The sequence below is a fragment of the Streptomyces pacificus genome (assembly GCF_011766325.1).
In the GTDB taxonomy this organism is placed as follows: Bacteria; Actinomycetota; Actinomycetes; order Streptomycetales; family Streptomycetaceae; genus Streptomyces; species Streptomyces pacificus.
Map to the genome: position 1 here is coordinate 246,041 of NZ_BLLG01000008.1, position 18,404 is coordinate 264,444.

Below are 18,404 nucleotides of genomic sequence, written 5' to 3' on the forward strand. Positions count from 1 at the left end.
AGCGTCGCGCGGATCACCGGAGTGCGTCGTATCCTGCTCGGACACTTGATTCGGAATATCGCTGCCGAGCCAGGCCGGTGAACGGCATCACCCCCGCCTTTACCCCACAGTTCCGCCTGGGTGGGACACCCTTCCCGGAGCGAGCTCGTCATCGACCGACTGACGACACCCTTTGACCGCAGTAAGTGCCACGCTGGGCGACGTGGCTGTTCGACTGGAGATCCACGTGGCCGGGCGCATCGAGGACTACGCACTCATCGGAGACATGCAGACCGCTGCCCTGGTCTGCCGGGACGGCACGGTCGACTGGCTGTGCCTGCCCCGCTTCGACTCGCATGCCGTCTTCGCAGGACTTCTCGGCACCGAGGAGCACGGATTCTGGCGCCTGGGGCCGGCGCACCCGGCGAACGCGGAGCCTCCCGCGGCCGACCGCCGGCGCTACCGGGGCGACTCCCTCGTCCTGGAGTCCGAGTGGGACACCCCCCGCGGCACGGTGCGTGTGACGGATTTCATGCCGCCCCGGGACGGTGCACCCCAGCTCATCCGGATCGTGGAGGGCGTCAGCGGGCGGGTGCCCATGCGGTCGGCCCTGCGGATGCGGTTCAGCTACGGCCGGATCGTGCCCTGGGTGCACAAGGTCGACAACCGCACGGTCGCCGTCGCGGGCCCCGACTCGGTGTGGCTGGACACCCCCGCCGACACCTACGGCAAGGACCTCACCACCTACGCCGACTTCACGGTCTCCCCCGGCGAACGGCTCGCGTTCACCATCAGCTGGCAGCCCTCCCACCACCGGCCGCCCGCGCTGCCCGACCCCGAGGGCTCGCTGGAGGCCACCGAGGAGTTCTGGCACGACTGGGTCGAGCACTGCACCTACCACGGCCCCTACCGGGAGTCGGTGGTCCGCTCGCTGATCACGCTGAAGGCCCTCACCTACGCGCCGACCGGCGGCATCGTCGCCGCACCCACCACCTCGCTGCCCGAGGAGATCGGCGGCGTCCGGAACTGGGACTACCGCTACACCTGGCTGCGCGACGCCGCCATCACCCTCTCCTCGCTGCTGCGCACCGGCTACCGGGAGGAGGCCCGGGCCTGGCGGGAGTGGCTGCTGCGCGCCGTCGCAGGCGACCCGGAGAACCTGCAGATCATGTACGGCATCGCCGGTGAGCGGGAACTGGGCGAGGCGGAACTGGACTGGCTGCCCGGCTACGAGGGCTCCGCGCCGGTACGGGTCGGCAACGGCGCGGCGAACCAGCTCCAGCTCGACGTCTACGGCGAGGTCACCGAGGCCCTGCACCTGGCGCATATGACGGGCCTGTCCCGCAACGACTACGCCTCGGTGCTCCAGCTGAAGCTGATCCAGTACCTGGAGGACCACTGGGACCAGCCCGACGAGGGCATCTGGGAGGTCCGCGGTCCCCGCCGGCACTTCGTCCACTCCAAGGTGATGGCCTGGGTCGCCGTCGACCGCACGATCAAGCTGATCGAGTCGGGCGACGCGGACGGCCCCCTGGAGCGCTGGCGCGAACTGCGCGACGAGATCCACCGGGACGTCTGCGAGAAGGGCTACGACAAGGAACGCAACACCTTCACCCAGTCCTACGGGTCTAAGGAACTCGACGCCTCGCTGCTGCTCATCCCGCAGATGGGCTTCCTGCCGCCGGACGACAAGCGCGTCATCGGCACCATCGAGGCGATCCAGCGGGAGCTGTCCACTCCGGACGGCTTCGTGCTGCGCTACCCGACGGCGGGCGACGAGGCCGGCGTCGACGGCCTGGAGGGCGACGAGGGGGCCTTCCTCGCCTGCTCGTTCTGGCTCGCGGACGACCTGGCGATGATCGGGCGCGTGGACGAGGCACGCCGGCTGTTCGAGAAGCTGCTGTCGCTGCGGAACGACCTCGGGCTGCTCGCCGAGGAATGGGACCCCCGGCTGCAGCGCCAGGTGGGCAACTTCCCGCAGGCGTTCAGCCATGTGCCGCTGATCGACACGGCGCTGCGGCTCACCGCCTCCGGCGCGTACGGCGGCTGAGGGCCCGCACCTTCTCTTCGCTGAGGTGCGCGGCCTGTCGCGGATATGCGCGGCGGGACCGCCCGTACCTACGATGAGAAGGTCCTGTCCGCGCCCCGGAAGGGGGCATCATGGCAGCCCAGCCGTTCGCGGAGCCGGCCCTGGCGGGACTCCGCGAATCCCTGGCCGGTGAGGCCGTGACCCCGGGCGACGCCGGCTACGGCGAGGCCCGGGCGCTCTTCAACGCGATGATCGACCGGCGGCCCTCCGTGATCGTCCAGTGCGAGTCGGCCGCCGATGTCGCCGCCGCGGTCCGGTTCGCCCGGGAGCACGGCCTCGAACTCGCCGTCCGCGGCGGCGGCCACGGCGTCGCGGGGACGGCGACCACCGACGGCGGCCTCGTGGTCGACCTGCGGCGGATGCACGCCGTCACGGTGGACCCGGACGCCCGAACCGCCCGCGTCGGCGGCGGAGCCACCATGAGCGACCTGGACCGCGCCACCCAGCCGTACGCGCTGGCGACCACGGGCGGACGGGCCTCCACCACCGGGCTGGGCGGCTTCGTCCTGGGCGGTGGATCGGGCTGGCTGGAGCGGAAGTTCGGCCTGGCCTGCGACAACCTGGTGGCCGTGGACCTGGTGACGGCCGAAGGCGCCGAGGTGCGCGCGAGCGAGGAGGAGAACCCGGAGCTGTTCTGGGCGCTGCACGGCGGCGGTGGGAACTTCGGCGTGGCCACCTCCCTGACGCTGCGGCTGCACCCCCTGCCCGCCATGTCCGTCGCGTTCCTGTTCTTCCCGGCGGAGCGCGGCGCCGAGGTGCTCCCCGTGTACCGGGAGGTGCTGGAGTCCGCGCCCGACGAGACGGGCGGCGGCTTCATCTACCTCACCGGGCCGCCCGAGGACTTCATGCCCGAGCACCTGGTGGGGCGGGCCGTGGCCCTGGTGCTGGTCACCCACGCCGGCCCGGAGCCGGAACTGCGCAGGGCCGCGGCGCCGCTGCTCGTCCTCGGCCATGCGGCCGAGTTCATCCAGGAACTCCCCTACGCCGAACTCCAGTGCATGATCGACGACCCGCCCGGCCTGCGGAACTACTGGTCGGCGGAGTACCTGCGGGCCCTGCCCGGCCCGGCGGTGGACGCCTTCTGCGCACGCGCCGACAGCATGATCGTGCCGTCGAGCACCCAGCACATCCTGTTCCCGATGGGCGGGGCGCTGCGCCGCGGCGACTCCGGGTGGCCGCTGCCGTGGCGCACCGCGCAGTGGGTGCTGCACCCGTTCGCCGTCTGGGAGGATCCGGACGACGACGAGCGCGGCCGGCAGTGGGTCCGCGACGCCCGGACCGACATGGCGCCCTGGTCCGCGGGCGAGGTCTACCTGAACTTCATCGGCGACGAGGGCCGGGAGCGGGTGATGGCAGGGTTCGGCGCCGGCAACTACCGGCGGCTCGCCGGGGTGAAGGCCGTCCACGACCCCGACAACGTGTTCCGGCTGAACCACAACATCAAGCCGGGCTGACCGTTGTCCTTCGGCGTTTGTCCTTCGGCGTTCCGCACGGGTAGCGTCCCCGCGATGGAAACCGAGGGCGGGATCACCGTGCACCGGGCGCTCGACCTGCCCGCGCTGCGCGCCCGCCGCCACACCGGGTGACAGGGGCTCCGGGTCCGGCCCGGGAGGGATACCTCCGGGCAGCCGGTCGTCCGCTCCCGCATCCACCCCGCATCCACCCCGTATCCACCCATGTCCGCCCGCATCCGCCCGCATCCGCGGGGACGCCGGGGCGCGGCCGGGGCCGGACGGGTCGGACGCCGGCCGGTCGGCGGCGGGGGATACGCTCCGCGGACACCGCTGCGGTGGGTTCCCGGTCCGGCCCGGGGAGGCCGGAGGCGGCGTCCCGCCGACCGCCGTCAGGCCTTCAGCGCGGGCGAGCGCGAGGGCTGGGTGAGTTCGTCGTAGATGCTCAGCACCTGGGCGACCGTGTCGTCCTCCGTAGGCCAGGTCGCCGCCTGGGCCAGGCCGGCCGCCGAGAGCCGGCGGCGGCGGACGGGGTCCGCCAGCAGGCGGCTGACCGCTGCGGCCAGGGCCACGGCGTCCCCGTAGGGCACGAACTCGGCTGCCGTGCCGACGAGTTCGGGGGTGCCGCCGACCCGGGTCGCCACCAGCGGCACGCCCAGCCGGAGTGCTTCCTGGGCGAGCAGCGAGCGGGCCTCCCAGCTGCTCGGGAGCACCGCCACGTCCGACACGGCCAGCAGCTCGCCGACATCGTCGCGGTGACCGAGGAGCCGTACCGGCAGGCCCTCGGCGTCGATGCGCCGCTGCAGCGGGGCGCGTTCCCGCCCCTCCCCCGCGATCGCGACCAGCGGAACGGGGTCGAGCCCGAGCCACTGGTGGGACGCGTCGAGCAGGGTGCCGTGTCCGCGACCGCGTTCGAGCCGGCCGACGGCCGTCAGCAACGGCCGCTCGACCACGCCCAGTTCGGCCCGCGCCTTGCTCTCCGGGGGGTCCGGGCGGGGCGGCGGTACGGCGACGGGGGCGAGGCGGGCATCGCGCGCGCCCCGGCTGCGGGCCCGGTCCACCAGCTCCGAGGACGTCCCGAGCACGACCGCAGCGGCTCTCGCCACCCTCCGCTCCAGCATCCGCGTCACCCTTCCCCGCGCCCCCACGGCCCGGGGGCGGGTGTGCAGGGTGACCACCAGCGGCACGCGTGCCCCGCTGATCGCCAGGGCGGTTCGCACCGCGGCGTCGAGGCCGTGGGCGTGGACGACATCCGCTCCCGCGCAGACCGCCCGGAGCGCCCCGACGGTCGCCGGGTCGCCGCGGCGCGGCGCGGGCACGAACCTCACCCCGGCGCCGGGGAAGTCGTAGGCGAGCTCCAGGGGTGCGGGCGCGCACACGGTCACCCCCACTCCCCTCGCCACCAGCCCCGCGGCCAGTGACCTGACGTGAGCGCTGCTGCCCGCGCTGCCGCCCAGTACCTGGACCGTACGCAGCTGTGTCACGTGCCAAGGATGCCAGTCCGTACGCACGTTCCGGCACCGCCCTGATGCCTTACCCGTGTCCACGGCCTCAACGGCCCCACGCAGATCACCCACACGGGTGAGCGCACACCGGCGGACACGGGCCCCTGCCCAGGGGGTTCCCGGACCCGGATCACCGGGTGAGGGGCATCGCGCCGGGTGCCTTCCCGGATGTCAGGCTTCATTGGAGCGCTCAGGCGGCGCACGACGCGATGCGCACGCCGGTTCTCGCGCCGTGCACCACCCAGGCAACCGCCACGGCCCGCGCCGCACGGCCCCGCCGCACGGCCTGCACGGGCTGCGGATCCGCCACGCACGAACCCCCGCGGCGGTGCGGGCCGCCCCGAGCGGCGGCCCGGTTGCCCCGGCCCGGCCCGTGCGCGCCGTGTGCTCAGAGCTCCCTACGCGCCGCCGCCAGCAGTTCCTCCGCGTGCGCCCGCGCCGTCTCCGAGTCCTCCTGGCCGGCGAGCATCCGGGACAACTCGCGCACCCGGTCCTCCCCTTGGAGGACCGTGACACCGGACCGGGTCACCGATCCGTCGTCGGTCTTCTCCACCAGCAGCTGCCGGTCGGCGAACGCCGCCACCTGCGGCAGGTGGGTCACCACGACCACCTGCGCGGACTTCGCGAGCTTGGCGAGGCGCCGGCCGATCTCCACCGCCGCCTTGCCGCCGACCCCCGCATCGACCTCGTCGAAGAGATACGTCGGCACCGGGTCGGTCCCGGCGAAGACGACCTCCACCGCCAGCATCACACGCGAGAGCTCGCCACCGGAGGCGCCCCTGGCGATGGGCCGCGGCTGCGCACCGGGGTGCGGGGCCAGCAGCAGCTCGACCTCGTCGGCGCCCGACGGCGTGTACGCGACGGTGCGCCCGCCGACCTCGACCCCCTCGGGGTCGTCGGTCTGCCGGACGGCGAACATGACGCGCGCGTGCGGCATCGCGAGATGCGCCAGCTCCGCCGTCACGGCCTCCGCGAACCGGGCGGCCGCGGCCGTGCGAGCGTCCGTCAGCGCCTGGGCGAGGCCCGACAGTTCGGTGCGCAGCGCGTCGCGTTCCGCCGTCAGCTCGCCGATCCGGTCGTCGTCGCCGTCGAGTTCCGCGAGCCGGCCCGCGCCCTCCTCCGCCCAGGCCAGGACGGCGGTGACATCCTGGCCGTACTTGCGGGTCAGCGTCCCGAGCGCGGCCCGCCGCTCCTCGACCGCCGCGAGCCGCAGCGGATCCGCGTCGAGGTCGTCGGCGTAGCCCGCGAGTTCACCCGCCACGTCGGCGAGCAGAATGGAGATCTCCCCCATCCGGTCGGCGAGCGCGGCCAGCGCCGGATCGTGGGCGCGCACGGCGTCCAGGGTGCGTCCGGCGCCGGCGACGAGCGTGGCCGCGTCGACGCCCTCGAGGTCCTCCGGGTTCCCGGCGAGCGCCGCGTGCGCGGCGTGCGCGGCGGAGGCGAGGGCCTCGGCATGGCCCAGCCGCTCGGCCTCGGCGGCCAGCTCCTTGTCCTCACCGGCCCGCGGTCCCACGGCCGCGACCTCGTCCAGCCCGAACCGCAGCAGGTCGGCTTCCTGGGCGCGTTCGCGGGCGCGGGTGGTCAGGTCGGCCAGTTCGGCCGAGACCGCCTTCAGGCGCCGGTACGCGGCCGCGTACGCGGCGTGCGGCCCGCCGACCGCGTCCCCCGCGTACCGGTCCAGGGCCTGCCGCTGCCGGGCGGGCTTCAGCAGCCCCTGCTGGTCGGTCTGCCCGTGCACGGCGACCAGCTCGTCGGCCAGCTCGGCCAGCATGCCGACCGGAACCGAACGCCCGCCCAGGTGCGCCCGGGAACGGCCCTCCGCCGAGACCGTCCGGCTGATCAGCAGCGCCCCGTCGTCGAGTTCGGCGCCCGCCTCCTCGGCCCGTACCGCCACCGGGGCACCCGCGGGCACGCTGACCCGCCCCTCCACGACGGCCGACCTGGCGCCCAGTCGTACGAGGGCGGGGTCGGCACGCCCGCCGAGCAGCAGCCCGAGGCTGGTGACGACCATGGTCTTGCCCGCACCGGTCTCACCGGTGACCGCCGTGAACCCCGGCGACAGCTCGACGACGGCGTCGTCGATGACCCCGAGCGACCGTATCCGCATCTCCTCCAACACGGGGAAGACCTTACGAGGTCCGGGGGCGGGTGTGCGACGGCCCCCGCCTCACGGGAACGCATCCGCAGGTCGGCGCGCCTCTCATCACCCGTGGGGGTGGTGGCCGGCGCGGGAGCCGGCAGCCCCCGCCGAGGACCGGCAGGACCCGGAGCGGCCCGCGTGCCGACGGCAGGGGGCAGGGCCCCGGGGGCCGGCGGCCCGCTCGCCACCGAGCCGGCCACGCCCCACGCCTCCGGCACCCGACCGCACAGCCGCACGTCCGCACAGCCGCACAGCCGCACAGCCGCACAGCCGCAGTCAGGTGTCGTTGTGCGGGGCTCCGCGCCAGCCCGAGACCGGCAGCGCGAACTTCGCCACCAGCCGGTCCGTGAACGACGCGTGGTGCAACCGGGCCAGCCGTACGGGCACCTCGCCGCGCCGCACCTCCACCCGCGCCGCGGCCGGCAGCTCGACGGCACGGCGCCCGTCGCACCACAGCACCCCGTGCGGGGTGTCCGGCTGCACCTCGACCGCGAGGACCGACGACGGCGAGGTGACCAGGGGCTTCGCGAACAGGGCGTGGGCGCTGATCGGCACCATCAGCAGCGCCTCGACCTCGGGCCAGACCACCGGCCCGCCCGCCGAGAACGCGTACGCGGTCGACCCCGTGGGAGTGGCGCACACGATGCCGTCGCAGCCGAAGCCGCTCACCGGTCGGCCGTCGATCTCCAGGACGACCTCGAGCATCCGCTCCGGGGAGACCTTCTGCACGGCGGCCTCGTTCAGCGCCCAGTCGCGGTGCACGATGTCGCCGTTGCGCCGCACGACCACATCGATCGTCATCCGCTCCTCGACCTCGTACTCCCGGGTCACGACCCGGTCGACGACCTTGTCCAGGTCGTCCCGCTCCGCCTCGGCGAGGAACCCGACCCGCCCCAGGTTGACGCCGAGCATCGGGACCCCGGAGGCCCGGGCGAACTCGGCCCCGCGCAGCAGCGTGCCGTCGCCGCCGAGCACGATGAGCAGCTCGCACCCGTCGAGCACCTCCGGCGTCGCCTCGGGCACGGTCTCCACGGACCGCGGCAGCGGGAGGTCCGCGGCCTCGAAGGCGAGCACCCGCACTCCGATGCCCGCACGCAGCAGTCCCTGGACGACGAGTTCCGCGCTGCGGATCGCCGCGGGCCGGCCGGTGTGGGCCAGCAGGAACACGGTGCGGGTCCCGTCCCGCGCCTGAAGGACGGTCTCACTCGTATCGGTCAACTCGGTCAACGCGGCCCCTCCGCCACTGCACGCTCGACGTCCGCCGGGTCGAGCTCCGGTGCCCCGGCCCGGAGCCAGAGAAAGTACTCGACATTGCCCGAGGGGCCCGGCAGCGGACTCGCACTCACGCCCAGCACGCCGAGCCCCAGCCCGCCCGCCTGCCGCGCCACCGTCCGCACCGCCTCGGCACGCAGCTCCGGGCTGCGGACCACTCCGCCGCTGCCGAGGCGCTCCTTGCCGACCTCGAACTGCGGCTTGACCATCAGGACGAGATCGGCGCCGGGGGCGGCGCAGCGCACCAGCGCGGGCAGCACCAGGCCCAGCGGGATGAAGGACAGGTCCCCGACGATCAGGTCCACCGCCTCTCCGCCGATCGCCTCCAGGGTCAACTCACGTACATTCGTACGGTCCTTGACCGTCACGCGTTCATCGCTGCGCAGCGCCCAGGCGAGCTGTCCGTACCCGACGTCGACGGCGACGACATGGACGGCGCCCGCCCGCAGCAGCACATCGGTGAACCCGCCCGTGGAGGCGCCCGCGTCCAGCGCCCTGCGCCCGCGCGTCCGCAGTCCCCGCGGCGTGAACGCCGCGAAGGCGCCCGCGAGCTTGTGGCCACCGCGCGAGACGTACTCAGGGCCGTCGTCGTCCCCGGCGACGACGATGGGGGCACTGGTCTCCACCTGGGTGGCGGGCTTGGCGGCGGTGTTGCCGCCGACGGTCACCCGGCCCGCCGCGATCAGCCGGCTCGCGTGCTCGCGCGAGCGGGCCAGCTTGCGGCGTACCAGCTCGGCGTCGAGACGGCGGCGTGCCACTCCTGCCACGTTCGGTTCAGCTCCTGGGGTCGTACGAGTCGTCCGGTCGGGCGTCCAGCGCGGTCAGCGTGTCGCGCAGCGCCCGGTGTACATCCTCGTACACCGCCAGGTGGCCGTCCGCCGGGAGGTGGTCGGCGTCGCCCAGCCGCTCGAGGAGCGCGTCGACCCCGGCGTGGCCGGTGGGAACCCGCCCGACGCCCAGGGGAGCGGGGACGAGGGCGGGAGCGGGAGCGGGAGCGGGAGCGGCCGGATCGTGTGCCGGCTCCTCGGCCACGGGGCCTCCTCCGTCGCCGTCGCCGTCGCCGTCGCGGACGGCGGCGGTCCCGATGCCGTCCGGGGCGGCAGACGCGCCGTCGCCGGGCGCGTGTCGCGCACCCGGCAGGCCCGCCGGCGGCCCGGGTGCCGGCAGCCGCTCACCGGCACCGCCCTCTGCGGCCCCGGGCGCCTCCTGCGCCGCCGGGGGCGTGTGGATCGAGTCGCTCATGCCCAGACGCTACCGCGAAGCCCTGGGGTACCGTCGATCACAATGGCGACGACAGAGGAGTGCCGCGGCGCACTCGACAGACTTTCGGACAACCTCGCGAAAGCGGACGGCGACGTGCGCAGCGCGGCCACCCTCGACCGCTCCCTGAGCTGCCACATCAGGGACCTGGACCTCACCTTCACCGGGCGCGTCACGGCCGGACGGATCGCTGTCCTGGACACGCTCGAAGGGCCGCCCCCGGAGAAGGCCGACATCCGGCTGGAGATGACCGGTGACGACCTGGTGGCCATGGTCGACGGGCGGCTGGACTTCGCGAAGGCCTGGGCCTCGGGCCGGGTCAGGCTGGAGGCGGGCTTCCGCGATCTGCTGCGTCTCAGGACGCTGCTCTAAGCGATCGCCCCGGGGCCGCGGTGGCTCCGCGCCGCCACGGCCGGGGACGGCCGCTGCACCCGGTGCGCCCGCCACGGCCGCAGCGCCGGGCCACCGCGGGGCCACCGCGGGCACCGAAGCTCAGGACGCCGCCGCGGTCACTCCCGCCGCCGCGCCGGAAGCGGACGCCCGCGGGGCCGAGGACGCCCCGCCGCGCCGCGCCAGGGGCACCACCAGCGGTGTGCCGGTCTCCGGGTCGTCGATGACCCGGGCACGGACCCCGAAGACCCGCTCGACGAGCCCGGCCGTGACCACGTCCCCCGGTGCGCCCTCCGCGGCGATCCTCCCGCCTCGCATCGCGATCAGATGGGTCGCGTAGCGCGCCGCCTGGTTGAGGTCGTGCAGCACGGCGACGAGCGTGCGGCCCTGCGTCTCGTGCAGTTCGGCGCAGAGGTCGAGGATCTCCAGCTGGTGCTGGATGTCGAGGAAGGTGGTCGGCTCGTCGAGCAGCAGCAGCGGCGTCTGCTGGGCGAGCGCCATCGCGATCCACACCCGCTGGCGCTGCCCGCCGGACAGCTCGTCGACGCAGCGGTCGGCGAGGCCGGCGACCCCGGTCGCCGCCATCGACTCCCCCACGATTCGCTCGTCCTCCTGCGACCACTGGCGCAGCAGGCCCTGGTGCGGGTACCGGCCCCGGGCCACCAGGTCCCCGACGGTGATGCCGTCGGGGGCCACCGACGACTGGGGCAGCAGCCCGAGCGTCCGCGCGACCTGCCGCGCGGGCAGGGACTGGATCGTCTGACCGTCCAGCAGCACCCGGCCCCCGCTCGGCTTCAGCATCCGTGAGAGCGCCCGCAGCAGCGTGGACTTGCCGCAGGCGTTCGGACCGACGATGACCGTGAACGAGTTGTCGGGTATCGCGACCGACAGGTCCTCGGCGATCACCCGCCGGTCGTAGGCGAGGGTGACCGACTCCGCGGTGAGGCGCTGCATGGAGGTACTCCTGGGGTTCTTCTCGGTCCGGTGCGTCGGATCTGCGCTCCCGTGCCCGGCACGGGCCGTCATATCCGGCCCGCCTTGCGTTCGGTGACGAGCAGCCAGAGCAGGTAGACACCGCCGAGCACACCGGTGACCACACCGACCGGCAGCCGGCGGTCGCCGAACGCCGAGGTGGCGACCCAGTCGGCGACGACCAGCAGGGCAGCGCCCATCACGGCGCTCGCGGCCACGTTCGGTCCGGGTGAGCGGGTGAGCCGGCGGGCGAGCTGCGGGGCGCTGAGCGCCACGAAGACGATCGGGCCCGCCGCGGCCGTGGCGACCGCCGTCAGCAGCACAGCGGAGCCCGTCAGCACGGCGCGTGTCCGTTCGACGCGGATCCCCAGCGCGTACGCGGCGTCGTCGCCCATCTCCAGCATCCGCAGGGGCCGTCCGTAGGCCAGGGACAGCGGGATGAGCACCGCGGTGACGGCGAGCAGCGGCCAGAAGTGGCTCCAGTCGCGGCCGTCGAGCGAGCCCGTCATCCACAGGACGGCCCGGGTGGCGTCGACGAGGTCGGCCTTGGTGACGAGGTAGTGGATGGCGCCCGCGAGCATGGCGGCGATGCCGATGCCCACCAGCACCAGCCGGTAGCCGTGCACACCGCGCTTCCAGGCGAGGAGGTAGACGGCCGCGCCGGTCGCCAGTCCCCCGGCCATCGCGCCGCCCGCGGTGGCGAAGGAGCCGCCCCCGAACAGCACGATCACCGTCAGCGCGCCGACGCTCGAGCCCTGGGCGAATCCGAGCACGTCCGGGCTGCCCAGGGGATTGCGCGCGATGGACTGGAAGAGCGCCCCGCCGACCGCGAGCGCCGCACCGACCAGCAGCGCCACCAGAACCCGCGGCAGCCGCACGTCGTGGACGATGAACTCCTGTGCGGCCGTGCCGTCGCCGAGCAGGGTGGCGACGACCTCGCCCGGCGCCATCGGGAAGTCACCGCTGCCGACGAGTACGACGGCGACGCCCAGCGCGACCGCCAGCAGCAGGAGGACGGCGAGGACCGCCCTCGGGTCCACCCGCACCGATAGCCCGCCGGGGGTGCGTATCGCCTTCGCCGCCCTCACTGCCTCCACGGCTTTCACGGCTTTCACAGCTGCGCCATCCTCTTGCGCCGTACGAGATGGATGAACACGGGTCCGCCGATGAACGCGGTGACCACGCCGACCTGCAGCTCCGAGGGACGGGCGACCATCCGGCCGACGACGTCCGACCCGAGCAGCAGCACGGGCGCCAGCACGGCGGCGTAGGGCAGGATCCACCGCATATCGGGGCCGGTGACGGCCCGCACGAGATGCGGGACCATCAGCCCGATGAACACGATCGGCCCGCAGGCGGCAGTCGCCGCACCGCACAGCAGGGTGACCGCGGCCATGGCCAGCACCCGGGTCCGGTTGATGTGCGCACCCAGCGCGCGGGCGGTGTCGTCGCCCATCTCCATGGCGTTGAGCGGCCGGACGATCAGCAGTGCCAGCACCACCCCGGCGGCGAGGAACGGCGCCACCTTGCCGATCGTGGCGGGATCGGCCGAGGCGAGCGAGCCGACGGTCCAGAAACGCAGCCGGTTCAGGGCTGCCGAGTCCAGCAGCTGCACGGCGTTGACATAGCCGAACAGCGCGGCCGTGGCGGCGGTCCCGGCGAGCGCGAGCCGTACCGGAGTGGCACCGCGACTGCCGCCCAGCAGGTACACGACGACCGAGACCACGCCTGCGCCGAGGAGGGCGAACCACACGTACCCGGAGATCGAGGTGACCCCGAAGAAGCTGATGGCCGTGACGACCGCGGCGGACGCGCCGGCGTTGACCCCGAGCAGACCGGGTTCGGCGAGCGGGTTGCGGGTCAGCGCCTGCATCACCGCACCGGACAGGCCCAGGGCGACGCCCACCAGGAGGCCGAGCACCGTCCTGGGCACCCGGAGGTCGCGGATCACGACGTCGCTGCCGGTACCGGAGTTCTGGAAGAGCCCGTGCCACACGTCGGAGACCGGTACCGGCTTGGCACCGATCGCGATGCTCGCGACGCAGACCAGCGCCAGAACACCGACGGCGAGCAGCAGACCGGCCGCACGCAGTGCATGACGCCTGACCGGCTCGGGCGCGGATGCCGCGGCCGTCCGGTCCGCGCTCTGTTCGGGAGGACTGTCGACCAACACGCGGTTAGGCTAGCCTACCCTCACGACCCGCCCTGATGGGGGAGCGGATCCCGGCCCAGCGGCCCGGCCTCGCGTTCCGTACCCCGGTCGGCCACCCGCTCCCCGCCTCCCGCGGCCGGCCCCGCCCCGCGCATCCGCTCACCACCCGAGCCTGGCGAGCGCCTTCCCCGCGTCCGGCGACCCGGTCCCGTCCCCCGCGTACGTCCACGCCGCCGCGCACAGAGCCCGCAGCCCGTCGAGCCGTCGGCCGTCCCCGTCGATCACGAGCGCCTCCCCCCGCAGGGAGGCGGTCCAGCCGCCGCAGACGAACTCCTGCCCGGAACCGGCGGACCCCACCTCGGGCTGTCCGGTGAGCAGCCCCCTCAGGTCCTCGTCCACGTACGTCGGCCGGTGCTTCGGCTCCGCCCGCAGCAGCTGCGCCGGGTCCGTCACCCCGGTCAGCACGAGCAGCGAGTCCACTCCGCCGTTGAACGCCCCCTCGATGTCGGTGTCGAGCCGGTCCCCGACCACCAGCGGCCGCTCCGCGCCGGTCCGCAGGATCGTCTCCCGGTGCATCGGCGGCTGCGGCTTCCCCCCGACCTGCGGCTCGCGGCCGGTCGCCAGCCGCACGGCCTCGACCGCCGCGCCGTTGCCCGGCGCGATCCCCCGTGCGCTCGGAATCGTCAGATCCGTGTTCGACGCGAACCACGGCACCCCTCGCGCCACCGCGTAGGACGCCTCCACGAGGCGGCCCCAGGTCAGCTCCGGGCCGCCGTAGCCCTGGACCACGGCCGCCGGGTCGTCGTCCGCCGAGTCCACCGGCTCAAGACCGCGCTCGCGCAGCGCCACCCGCAGCCCCTCGCCGCCGACGGCGAGCACCCGCGAACCCGCCGGGACCTGTGCGGCGATCAGCCGGGCCACGGCCTGGGCCGAGGTGACCACGTCGTGCGACTCCGCGGGGACGCCCAGCTCGGTGAGGTGCGCCGCCACCGCCTCCGGTGTCCGCAGGGCGTTGTTCGTGACATACGCCAGACGCATCCCGCCTTCGCGCGCGGTCCCCAGGGACGCCACCGCATGCGGCACGGGCTCCCCGCCCGCGTACACCACCCCGTCGAGGTCCAGCAGAGCCGTGTCATACACCTCGCTGAGCGCCCGCACGCTGCCGTCCGGCCTGGTTCTGCCCTGCTCACCCATGCCGCTCCACTCCTCTGCTCCCGGTTCCCGGCGCCTGCGGCCGGGGCGACCGATCCAAGGCGCACCCCCGTCACACGCTCCCCCGGATCATCCCTCATCACTCCGGCCACATACGATGCACCAATGAGCGCGCGAGGTGACAGGGGTGACAGGGCAGCCGAGGGTCTGCGCATGGTCCCGTTCCGTGGACTCCGCTACGTTCCCGAGCGGGTCGGCAGTCTTGCCGCCGTCACCTCACCCCCCTACGACGTCGTCGTACGGCCCGACGGGCTGCACCATCTGGAATCCGCGGACCCGTACAACATCGTCCGGCTGATCCTCCCTCAGGCCGCCACCGCCAGCGAACGCCACGAACAGGCCGCCGAGACCCTCGCCCGCTGGGTCGCCGAAGGCGTCCTCGCCCCCGATCCCGAGCCCGCGCTGTACGTCTACGAACAGCGCCGAGGCGTCCTCCTGCAGCGCGGCATCATCGGGGCGCTCGCCCTATCCGCCCCCGAGGAGGGCGTCGTCCTTCCACACGAGGACGTGATGCCGCACGTGGTGGCCGACCGTGCGGACCTGATGCGCACCACCGGCGCCAATCTGGAACCCCTGCTGCTCACCTACCGCAGCGAGGGACCCGCGAACGGGGCGAGCGCCGTCATCGAGCGCGTCATTCACGAGAAACCGCTGCTGTCGACGACCACCGAGGACGGTTTCGGCCATCGCCTCTGGTCGGTCACCGACGCCGGCGACCTCACGGACGTCGCCGCCGACCTGGCCGGCCAGCAGGCCCTCATCGCCGACGGCCACCACCGCTGGGCCACCTACCTCCAGCTCCGCGACGAGCAACGCGCGCCCGACGCCTGGAACTACGGCCTGGTCCTGCTCATCGACACCGCCCGCTACCCCCTCCAGGTCCGCGCCATCCACCGGCTGCTGAACCGGCTGCCGGCCGCGGAGGCGCTCGCCGCGGTGGACGGGCTGTTCCGCGTCCGCCGGATCGACGGGCCGCTGTCGCACGCCCTCGGTGCCCTCGCCGAGGCCGTCCGCGAAGGCAACGCCTACGTCCTCGCCGGGGACGGCGGATTCCACCTCATCGACCGCCCCGACCCCGCCCTCCTGGAACGGACGGTCCGGGACGACCGCCCCGACGCCTGGCGCCGGCTCGACGCGACCGTGCTCCACGCCACCCTGCTGGAGCGGATCTGGCACATCCCCGACTCGCCCGAGCAGATCACCTACATCCACGACACGGAGGCCGCGGTGATCCAGGCGGAGCGCAGAGGCGCCACCGCCGTGCTCATGCACCCCGTTCGCGAGGAGGTCGTGCGGGACCTCGCCCGCCAAGGCGTCACGATGCCGCGCAAGTCGACGTCCTTCGGCCCGAAACCGGCGACCGGACTGGTACTGCGCAGTCTGAGCCTGGACTGACGCCCCGAGCACGACCGACTGAGAGCACGACGGGCGGAGAGCGGGGAGGGCCCGGCTCCCGAGCGGTACCGCTCGGGAGCCGGGCCCTCGAACACCGCAGGTGACCGGCCGTGCGGGCAGCGGCGTCAGACCTTGCCACCGTCCTGATCGGCGCCCTGATCGCCGTCCCGATCGGCGCCCGGGGAGCCGTGGGAAGTGGCTTCGGAAGCGTCGCCGACCGGGTGACGCACGCCGGAACCGCCCGCATCCCCGGCGTCGTCGTCGCTCCCGGCGTCCTTCCTCTCAGTGTCTGTGTCGGTGCCGCCGCCTGCATCGGCGCTCGGGTCGGCATCGGCGTCGGCCTCGTCGACCAGGGCATCGACGAACTCCACGCCGTCCAACTCGGCAAGCCGGTCGGAGGCGTCGGTCGAACCGTCCTTGTCCGCCTCGACGGCCCTGGCGAACCACTCACGCGCCTCGGACTCCCGGTCGGCGGCGAGAAGTGCGTCGGCGTACGCGTACCGAAGGCGCGCAGTCCACGGCTGCACCGCGTTCGACGCCAGCTCGGGGCTCTGCAACGTCACGATGGCCGCATCCACTTGGCCCATGTCCCGGCGGGCACCCGCGGCGACGAGGCGCATCTCGACCTGGCCGGCCTTGTCCAGCTTCTGCACCTCCGTCTCACCGGCCATCGCCAGCGCCCGCTCGGGTCGGCCCATGCCCCGCTCGCAGTCGGCCATAACGGGCCAGAGCTCGACACCGCCGCTCATCCGGCGCGCGGCGCGGAACTCCGCGAGTGCCTCCGAGTACTGCTGAGTCGCATACGCGGCGAAACCCGCGGCCTCGCGCACCGCGGCAACACGGGACGCGAGCCGCAGCGCCACCCGCGAGTACCCGTACGCCTGTTCCGGATCCTCATCGATCAACCGCGCCACCATGACGAGGTTCCTCGCGACATCCTCGGCGAGCGTCTTGGGCAGGCTCTGAAGCTCCTGGCGGACGTCCTTGTCGATCTCCTCACCGCTGACATCCTCGGGGATCGGCAACCTCTTGATGGGCTCCCGGTCCCTGTCCCGCCCGCGGTCGTCTCGCCGGTCACCCTCACGACGGAACCCGCCGCGGTCGTCACCGGCCCGGTAGCCCCCGCGGGGCCGGCCATAGCCACCACGGTCGTCATCACGGCGCGGACCACGCGGCCGCTCGTCACGACGCTCGAAACCACCGCGGTCGTCTCGCCGGTCACCCTCACGACGGAACCCGCCACGGTCGTCATCCCGACGCCCATAACCACCACGGTCATCCCGACGACCGAACCCACCACGGTCGTCATCACGGCGCGGACCACGCGGCCGCTCGTCATCCCGACGCCCATAACCACCGCGGTCATCCCGATGGTCACCCTCACGACGGAACCCGCCGCGATCGTCACCGGCCCGGTAGCCCCCGCGGGGCCGGCCATAACCACCGCGGTCGTCTCGCCGGTCACCCTCACGACGGAACCCACCACGCTCGTCATCCCGACGCCCATAACCACCGCGGTCATCCCGACGGTCACCCTCACGACGGAACCCGCCGCGATCGTCACCGGCCCGGTAGCCCCCGCGGGGCCGGCCATAGCCACCACGGTCGTCATCACGGCGCGGACCACGCGGCCGCTCGTCATCCCGACGCCCATAACCACCGCGGTCGTCTCGCCGGTCACCCTCACGACGGAACCCACCACGCTCGTCATCCCGACGCCCATAACCACCGCGGTCGTCTCGCCGATCACCCTCACGACGGAACCCACCACGCTCGTCACCGGCCCGGTAGCCCCCGCGGGGCCGGCCATAGCCACCACGGTCGTCATCACGGCGCGGACCACGCGGCCGCTCGTCATCCCGACGCCCATAGCCACCACGGTCATCCCGGGGGGCTCGGCGGTCGTCACGGCGTCCATCACCACGTTCGTCACGGGAGAAGGAACCGCCGCGGTCCCGACTATCCCGGCGCGGACCACCGCGGTCGCCTCGTTCGTCGCGGCGGTAACCGCCGCCGCGGCTGTCGTCCCGGCGCGGGCCGCGCCGATCGCCGCCACCATCTCGGTGTCGCGGCTCGCGTTCAGGGCGATCGTCGGCTGAGTTGGTGGGCATCGGTAAGGCTCCTGTCTTCGGGTACCGCAGTCAATTCTCGCGCAGCCGGCCGGCCAACGCGCTCCGGGAAAAGATCCCAACACGCAAAACAAAAAGGACCCGTGGTCCCAGCTGAACGCTGGGACCACGGGTCCTGAAATATTGTTCGGCGGTGTCCTACTCTCCCACAGGGTCCCCCCTGCAGTACCATCGGCGCTGAAAGGCTTAGCTTCCGGGTTCGGAATGTAACCGGGCGTTTCCCTAACGCTATGACCACCGAAACCCTATCGGGTTCGAGCGAACAAGCACACTTTTCAATTGGAGAAGTGAATCTGGTTCGACCGGTGCGACTGTTCGCAACCCGGGAACCACACAGTGGACGCGAGCAACTGAGGACAAGCCCTCGGCCTATTAGTACCGGTCAACTCCACCAGTCACCTGGCTTCCATATCCGGCCTATCAACCCAGTCGTCTACTGGGAGCCTTACCCCATCAAG

General features: G+C 73.4%; 15 protein-coding genes and 2 rRNA genes. 5 read left to right on the forward strand and 12 right to left on the reverse strand.

From position 1 onward, the window contains the following. Positions 1 to 226: 226 nt before the first annotated feature. Both SCWH03_RS16145 and SCWH03_RS16150 read left to right on the forward strand, forming a co-directional pair. Positions 227 to 2,029, forward strand: coding sequence for a glycoside hydrolase family 15 protein (locus tag SCWH03_RS16145; RefSeq protein ID WP_173264966.1), 1,803 nt, complete (start codon positions 227 to 229; stop codon positions 2,027 to 2,029). Between the two features lie 110 nt (positions 2,030 to 2,139). Next, positions 2,140 to 3,522, forward strand: coding sequence for an FAD-binding oxidoreductase (locus SCWH03_RS16150; protein WP_173264938.1), 1,383 nt, complete (start codon positions 2,140 to 2,142; stop codon positions 3,520 to 3,522). 389 nt (positions 3,523 to 3,911) lie between these two features. Here the strand turns inward: SCWH03_RS16150 and SCWH03_RS16155 are convergent, their stop codons facing one another. The 5 genes from SCWH03_RS16155 to SCWH03_RS16175 form a co-directional block, all read right to left on the reverse strand. Next, entirely contained in the window at positions 3,912 to 5,003 is a 1,092-nt protein-coding gene (locus tag SCWH03_RS16155) for a glycosyltransferase family 4 protein (RefSeq protein ID WP_173264939.1), read from the reverse strand. 409 nt (positions 5,004 to 5,412) lie between these two features. Further along, positions 5,413 to 7,131, reverse strand: coding sequence for a DNA repair protein RecN (gene recN, locus SCWH03_RS16160; RefSeq protein ID WP_173264967.1), 1,719 nt, complete (start codon positions 7,129 to 7,131; stop codon positions 5,413 to 5,415). 309 nt (positions 7,132 to 7,440) lie between these two features. Beyond that, positions 7,441 to 8,382, reverse strand: a complete 942-nt coding sequence (locus SCWH03_RS16165; protein WP_173264968.1) for an NAD kinase — start codon at positions 8,380 to 8,382, stop codon at positions 7,441 to 7,443. Between the two features lie 5 nt (positions 8,383 to 8,387). Further along, positions 8,388 to 9,203 carry a TlyA family RNA methyltransferase gene (locus tag SCWH03_RS16170; protein ID WP_173264940.1) on the reverse strand — a complete coding sequence of 272 codons (816 nt, stop codon included), beginning with the start codon at positions 9,201 to 9,203 and terminating at the stop codon, positions 8,388 to 8,390. A 7-nt stretch (positions 9,204 to 9,210) separates the two neighbouring features. Next, entirely contained in the window at positions 9,211 to 9,468 is a 258-nt protein-coding gene (locus tag SCWH03_RS16175) for a hypothetical protein (protein ID WP_254076791.1), read from the reverse strand. A gap of 252 nt (positions 9,469 to 9,720) precedes the next feature. On the opposite strand from SCWH03_RS16175, the gene SCWH03_RS16180 reads away from it, so the two are divergent. Beyond that, entirely contained in the window at positions 9,721 to 10,068 is a 348-nt protein-coding gene (locus SCWH03_RS16180) for an SCP2 sterol-binding domain-containing protein (protein ID WP_173264941.1), read from the forward strand. Between the two features lie 120 nt (positions 10,069 to 10,188). Here SCWH03_RS16180 and SCWH03_RS16185 read toward each other — a convergent pair whose 3' ends face one another. From SCWH03_RS16185 to SCWH03_RS16200, 4 genes are all read right to left on the reverse strand, one after another. Continuing rightward, positions 10,189 to 11,040, reverse strand: a complete 852-nt coding sequence (locus SCWH03_RS16185; RefSeq protein ID WP_254076785.1) for an ABC transporter ATP-binding protein — start codon at positions 11,038 to 11,040, stop codon at positions 10,189 to 10,191. Positions 11,041 to 11,108: 68 nt separating this feature from the next. Continuing rightward, a complete protein-coding gene (locus SCWH03_RS16190) occupies positions 11,109 to 12,146 on the reverse strand; it encodes a FecCD family ABC transporter permease (RefSeq protein ID WP_173264970.1) in 1,038 nt (345 codons plus the stop codon). A 23-nt stretch (positions 12,147 to 12,169) separates the two neighbouring features. After that, entirely contained in the window at positions 12,170 to 13,231 is a 1,062-nt protein-coding gene (locus tag SCWH03_RS16195) for a FecCD family ABC transporter permease (RefSeq protein ID WP_173264943.1), read from the reverse strand. Between the two features lie 138 nt (positions 13,232 to 13,369). Next, positions 13,370 to 14,404 (reverse strand): HAD-IIA family hydrolase, encoded by a 1,035-nt coding sequence (locus tag SCWH03_RS16200; RefSeq protein WP_173264944.1) that lies wholly within the window; start codon positions 14,402 to 14,404, stop codon positions 13,370 to 13,372. 171 nt (positions 14,405 to 14,575) lie between these two features. On the opposite strand from SCWH03_RS16200, the gene SCWH03_RS16205 reads away from it, so the two are divergent. After that, complete coding sequence (locus tag SCWH03_RS16205) at positions 14,576 to 15,817, forward strand: DUF1015 domain-containing protein (RefSeq protein ID WP_173264971.1); 1,242 nt, start codon at positions 14,576 to 14,578, stop codon at positions 15,815 to 15,817. 125 nt (positions 15,818 to 15,942) lie between these two features. Here the strand turns inward: SCWH03_RS16205 and SCWH03_RS16210 are convergent, their stop codons facing one another. Continuing rightward, positions 15,943 to 16,842, reverse strand: a complete 900-nt coding sequence (locus SCWH03_RS16210) for a tetratricopeptide repeat protein (RefSeq protein ID WP_254076792.1) — start codon at positions 16,840 to 16,842, stop codon at positions 15,943 to 15,945. A gap of 345 nt (positions 16,843 to 17,187) precedes the next feature. On the opposite strand from SCWH03_RS16210, the gene SCWH03_RS29635 reads away from it, so the two are divergent. Further along, positions 17,188 to 17,916 carry a hypothetical protein gene (locus SCWH03_RS29635; RefSeq protein WP_173264758.1) on the forward strand — a complete coding sequence of 243 codons (729 nt, stop codon included), beginning with the start codon at positions 17,188 to 17,190 and terminating at the stop codon, positions 17,914 to 17,916. Positions 17,917 to 18,071: 155 nt separating this feature from the next. Here SCWH03_RS29635 and rrf read toward each other — a convergent pair. After that, positions 18,072 to 18,188 (reverse strand): 5S ribosomal RNA (rrf, locus tag SCWH03_RS16220). Between the two features lie 110 nt (positions 18,189 to 18,298). After that, positions 18,299 to 18,404, reverse strand: a 23S ribosomal RNA gene (locus SCWH03_RS16225); the annotation flags it as partial.

Coding starts and splice junctions, on each gene's coding strand:
- SCWH03_RS16150 (WP_173264938.1), top strand. CDS start 2,140: ATGGCAGCCCAGCCGTTCGCGGAGCCGGCCCTGGCGGGACTCCGCGAA.
- recN (WP_173264967.1), bottom strand. CDS start 7,131: ATGCGGATACGGTCGCTCGGGGTCATCGACGACGCCGTCGTCGAGCTG.
- SCWH03_RS16180 (WP_173264941.1), top strand. CDS start 9,721: ATGGCGACGACAGAGGAGTGCCGCGGCGCACTCGACAGACTTTCGGAC.
- SCWH03_RS16185 (WP_254076785.1), bottom strand. CDS start 11,040: ATGCAGCGCCTCACCGCGGAGTCGGTCACCCTCGCCTACGACCGGCGG.
- SCWH03_RS16200 (WP_173264944.1), bottom strand. CDS start 14,404: ATGGGTGAGCAGGGCAGAACCAGGCCGGACGGCAGCGTGCGGGCGCTC.
- SCWH03_RS16205 (WP_173264971.1), top strand. CDS start 14,576: ATGGTCCCGTTCCGTGGACTCCGCTACGTTCCCGAGCGGGTCGGCAGT.
- SCWH03_RS29635 (WP_173264758.1), top strand. CDS start 17,188: ATGGTCACCCTCACGACGGAACCCGCCGCGATCGTCACCGGCCCGGTA.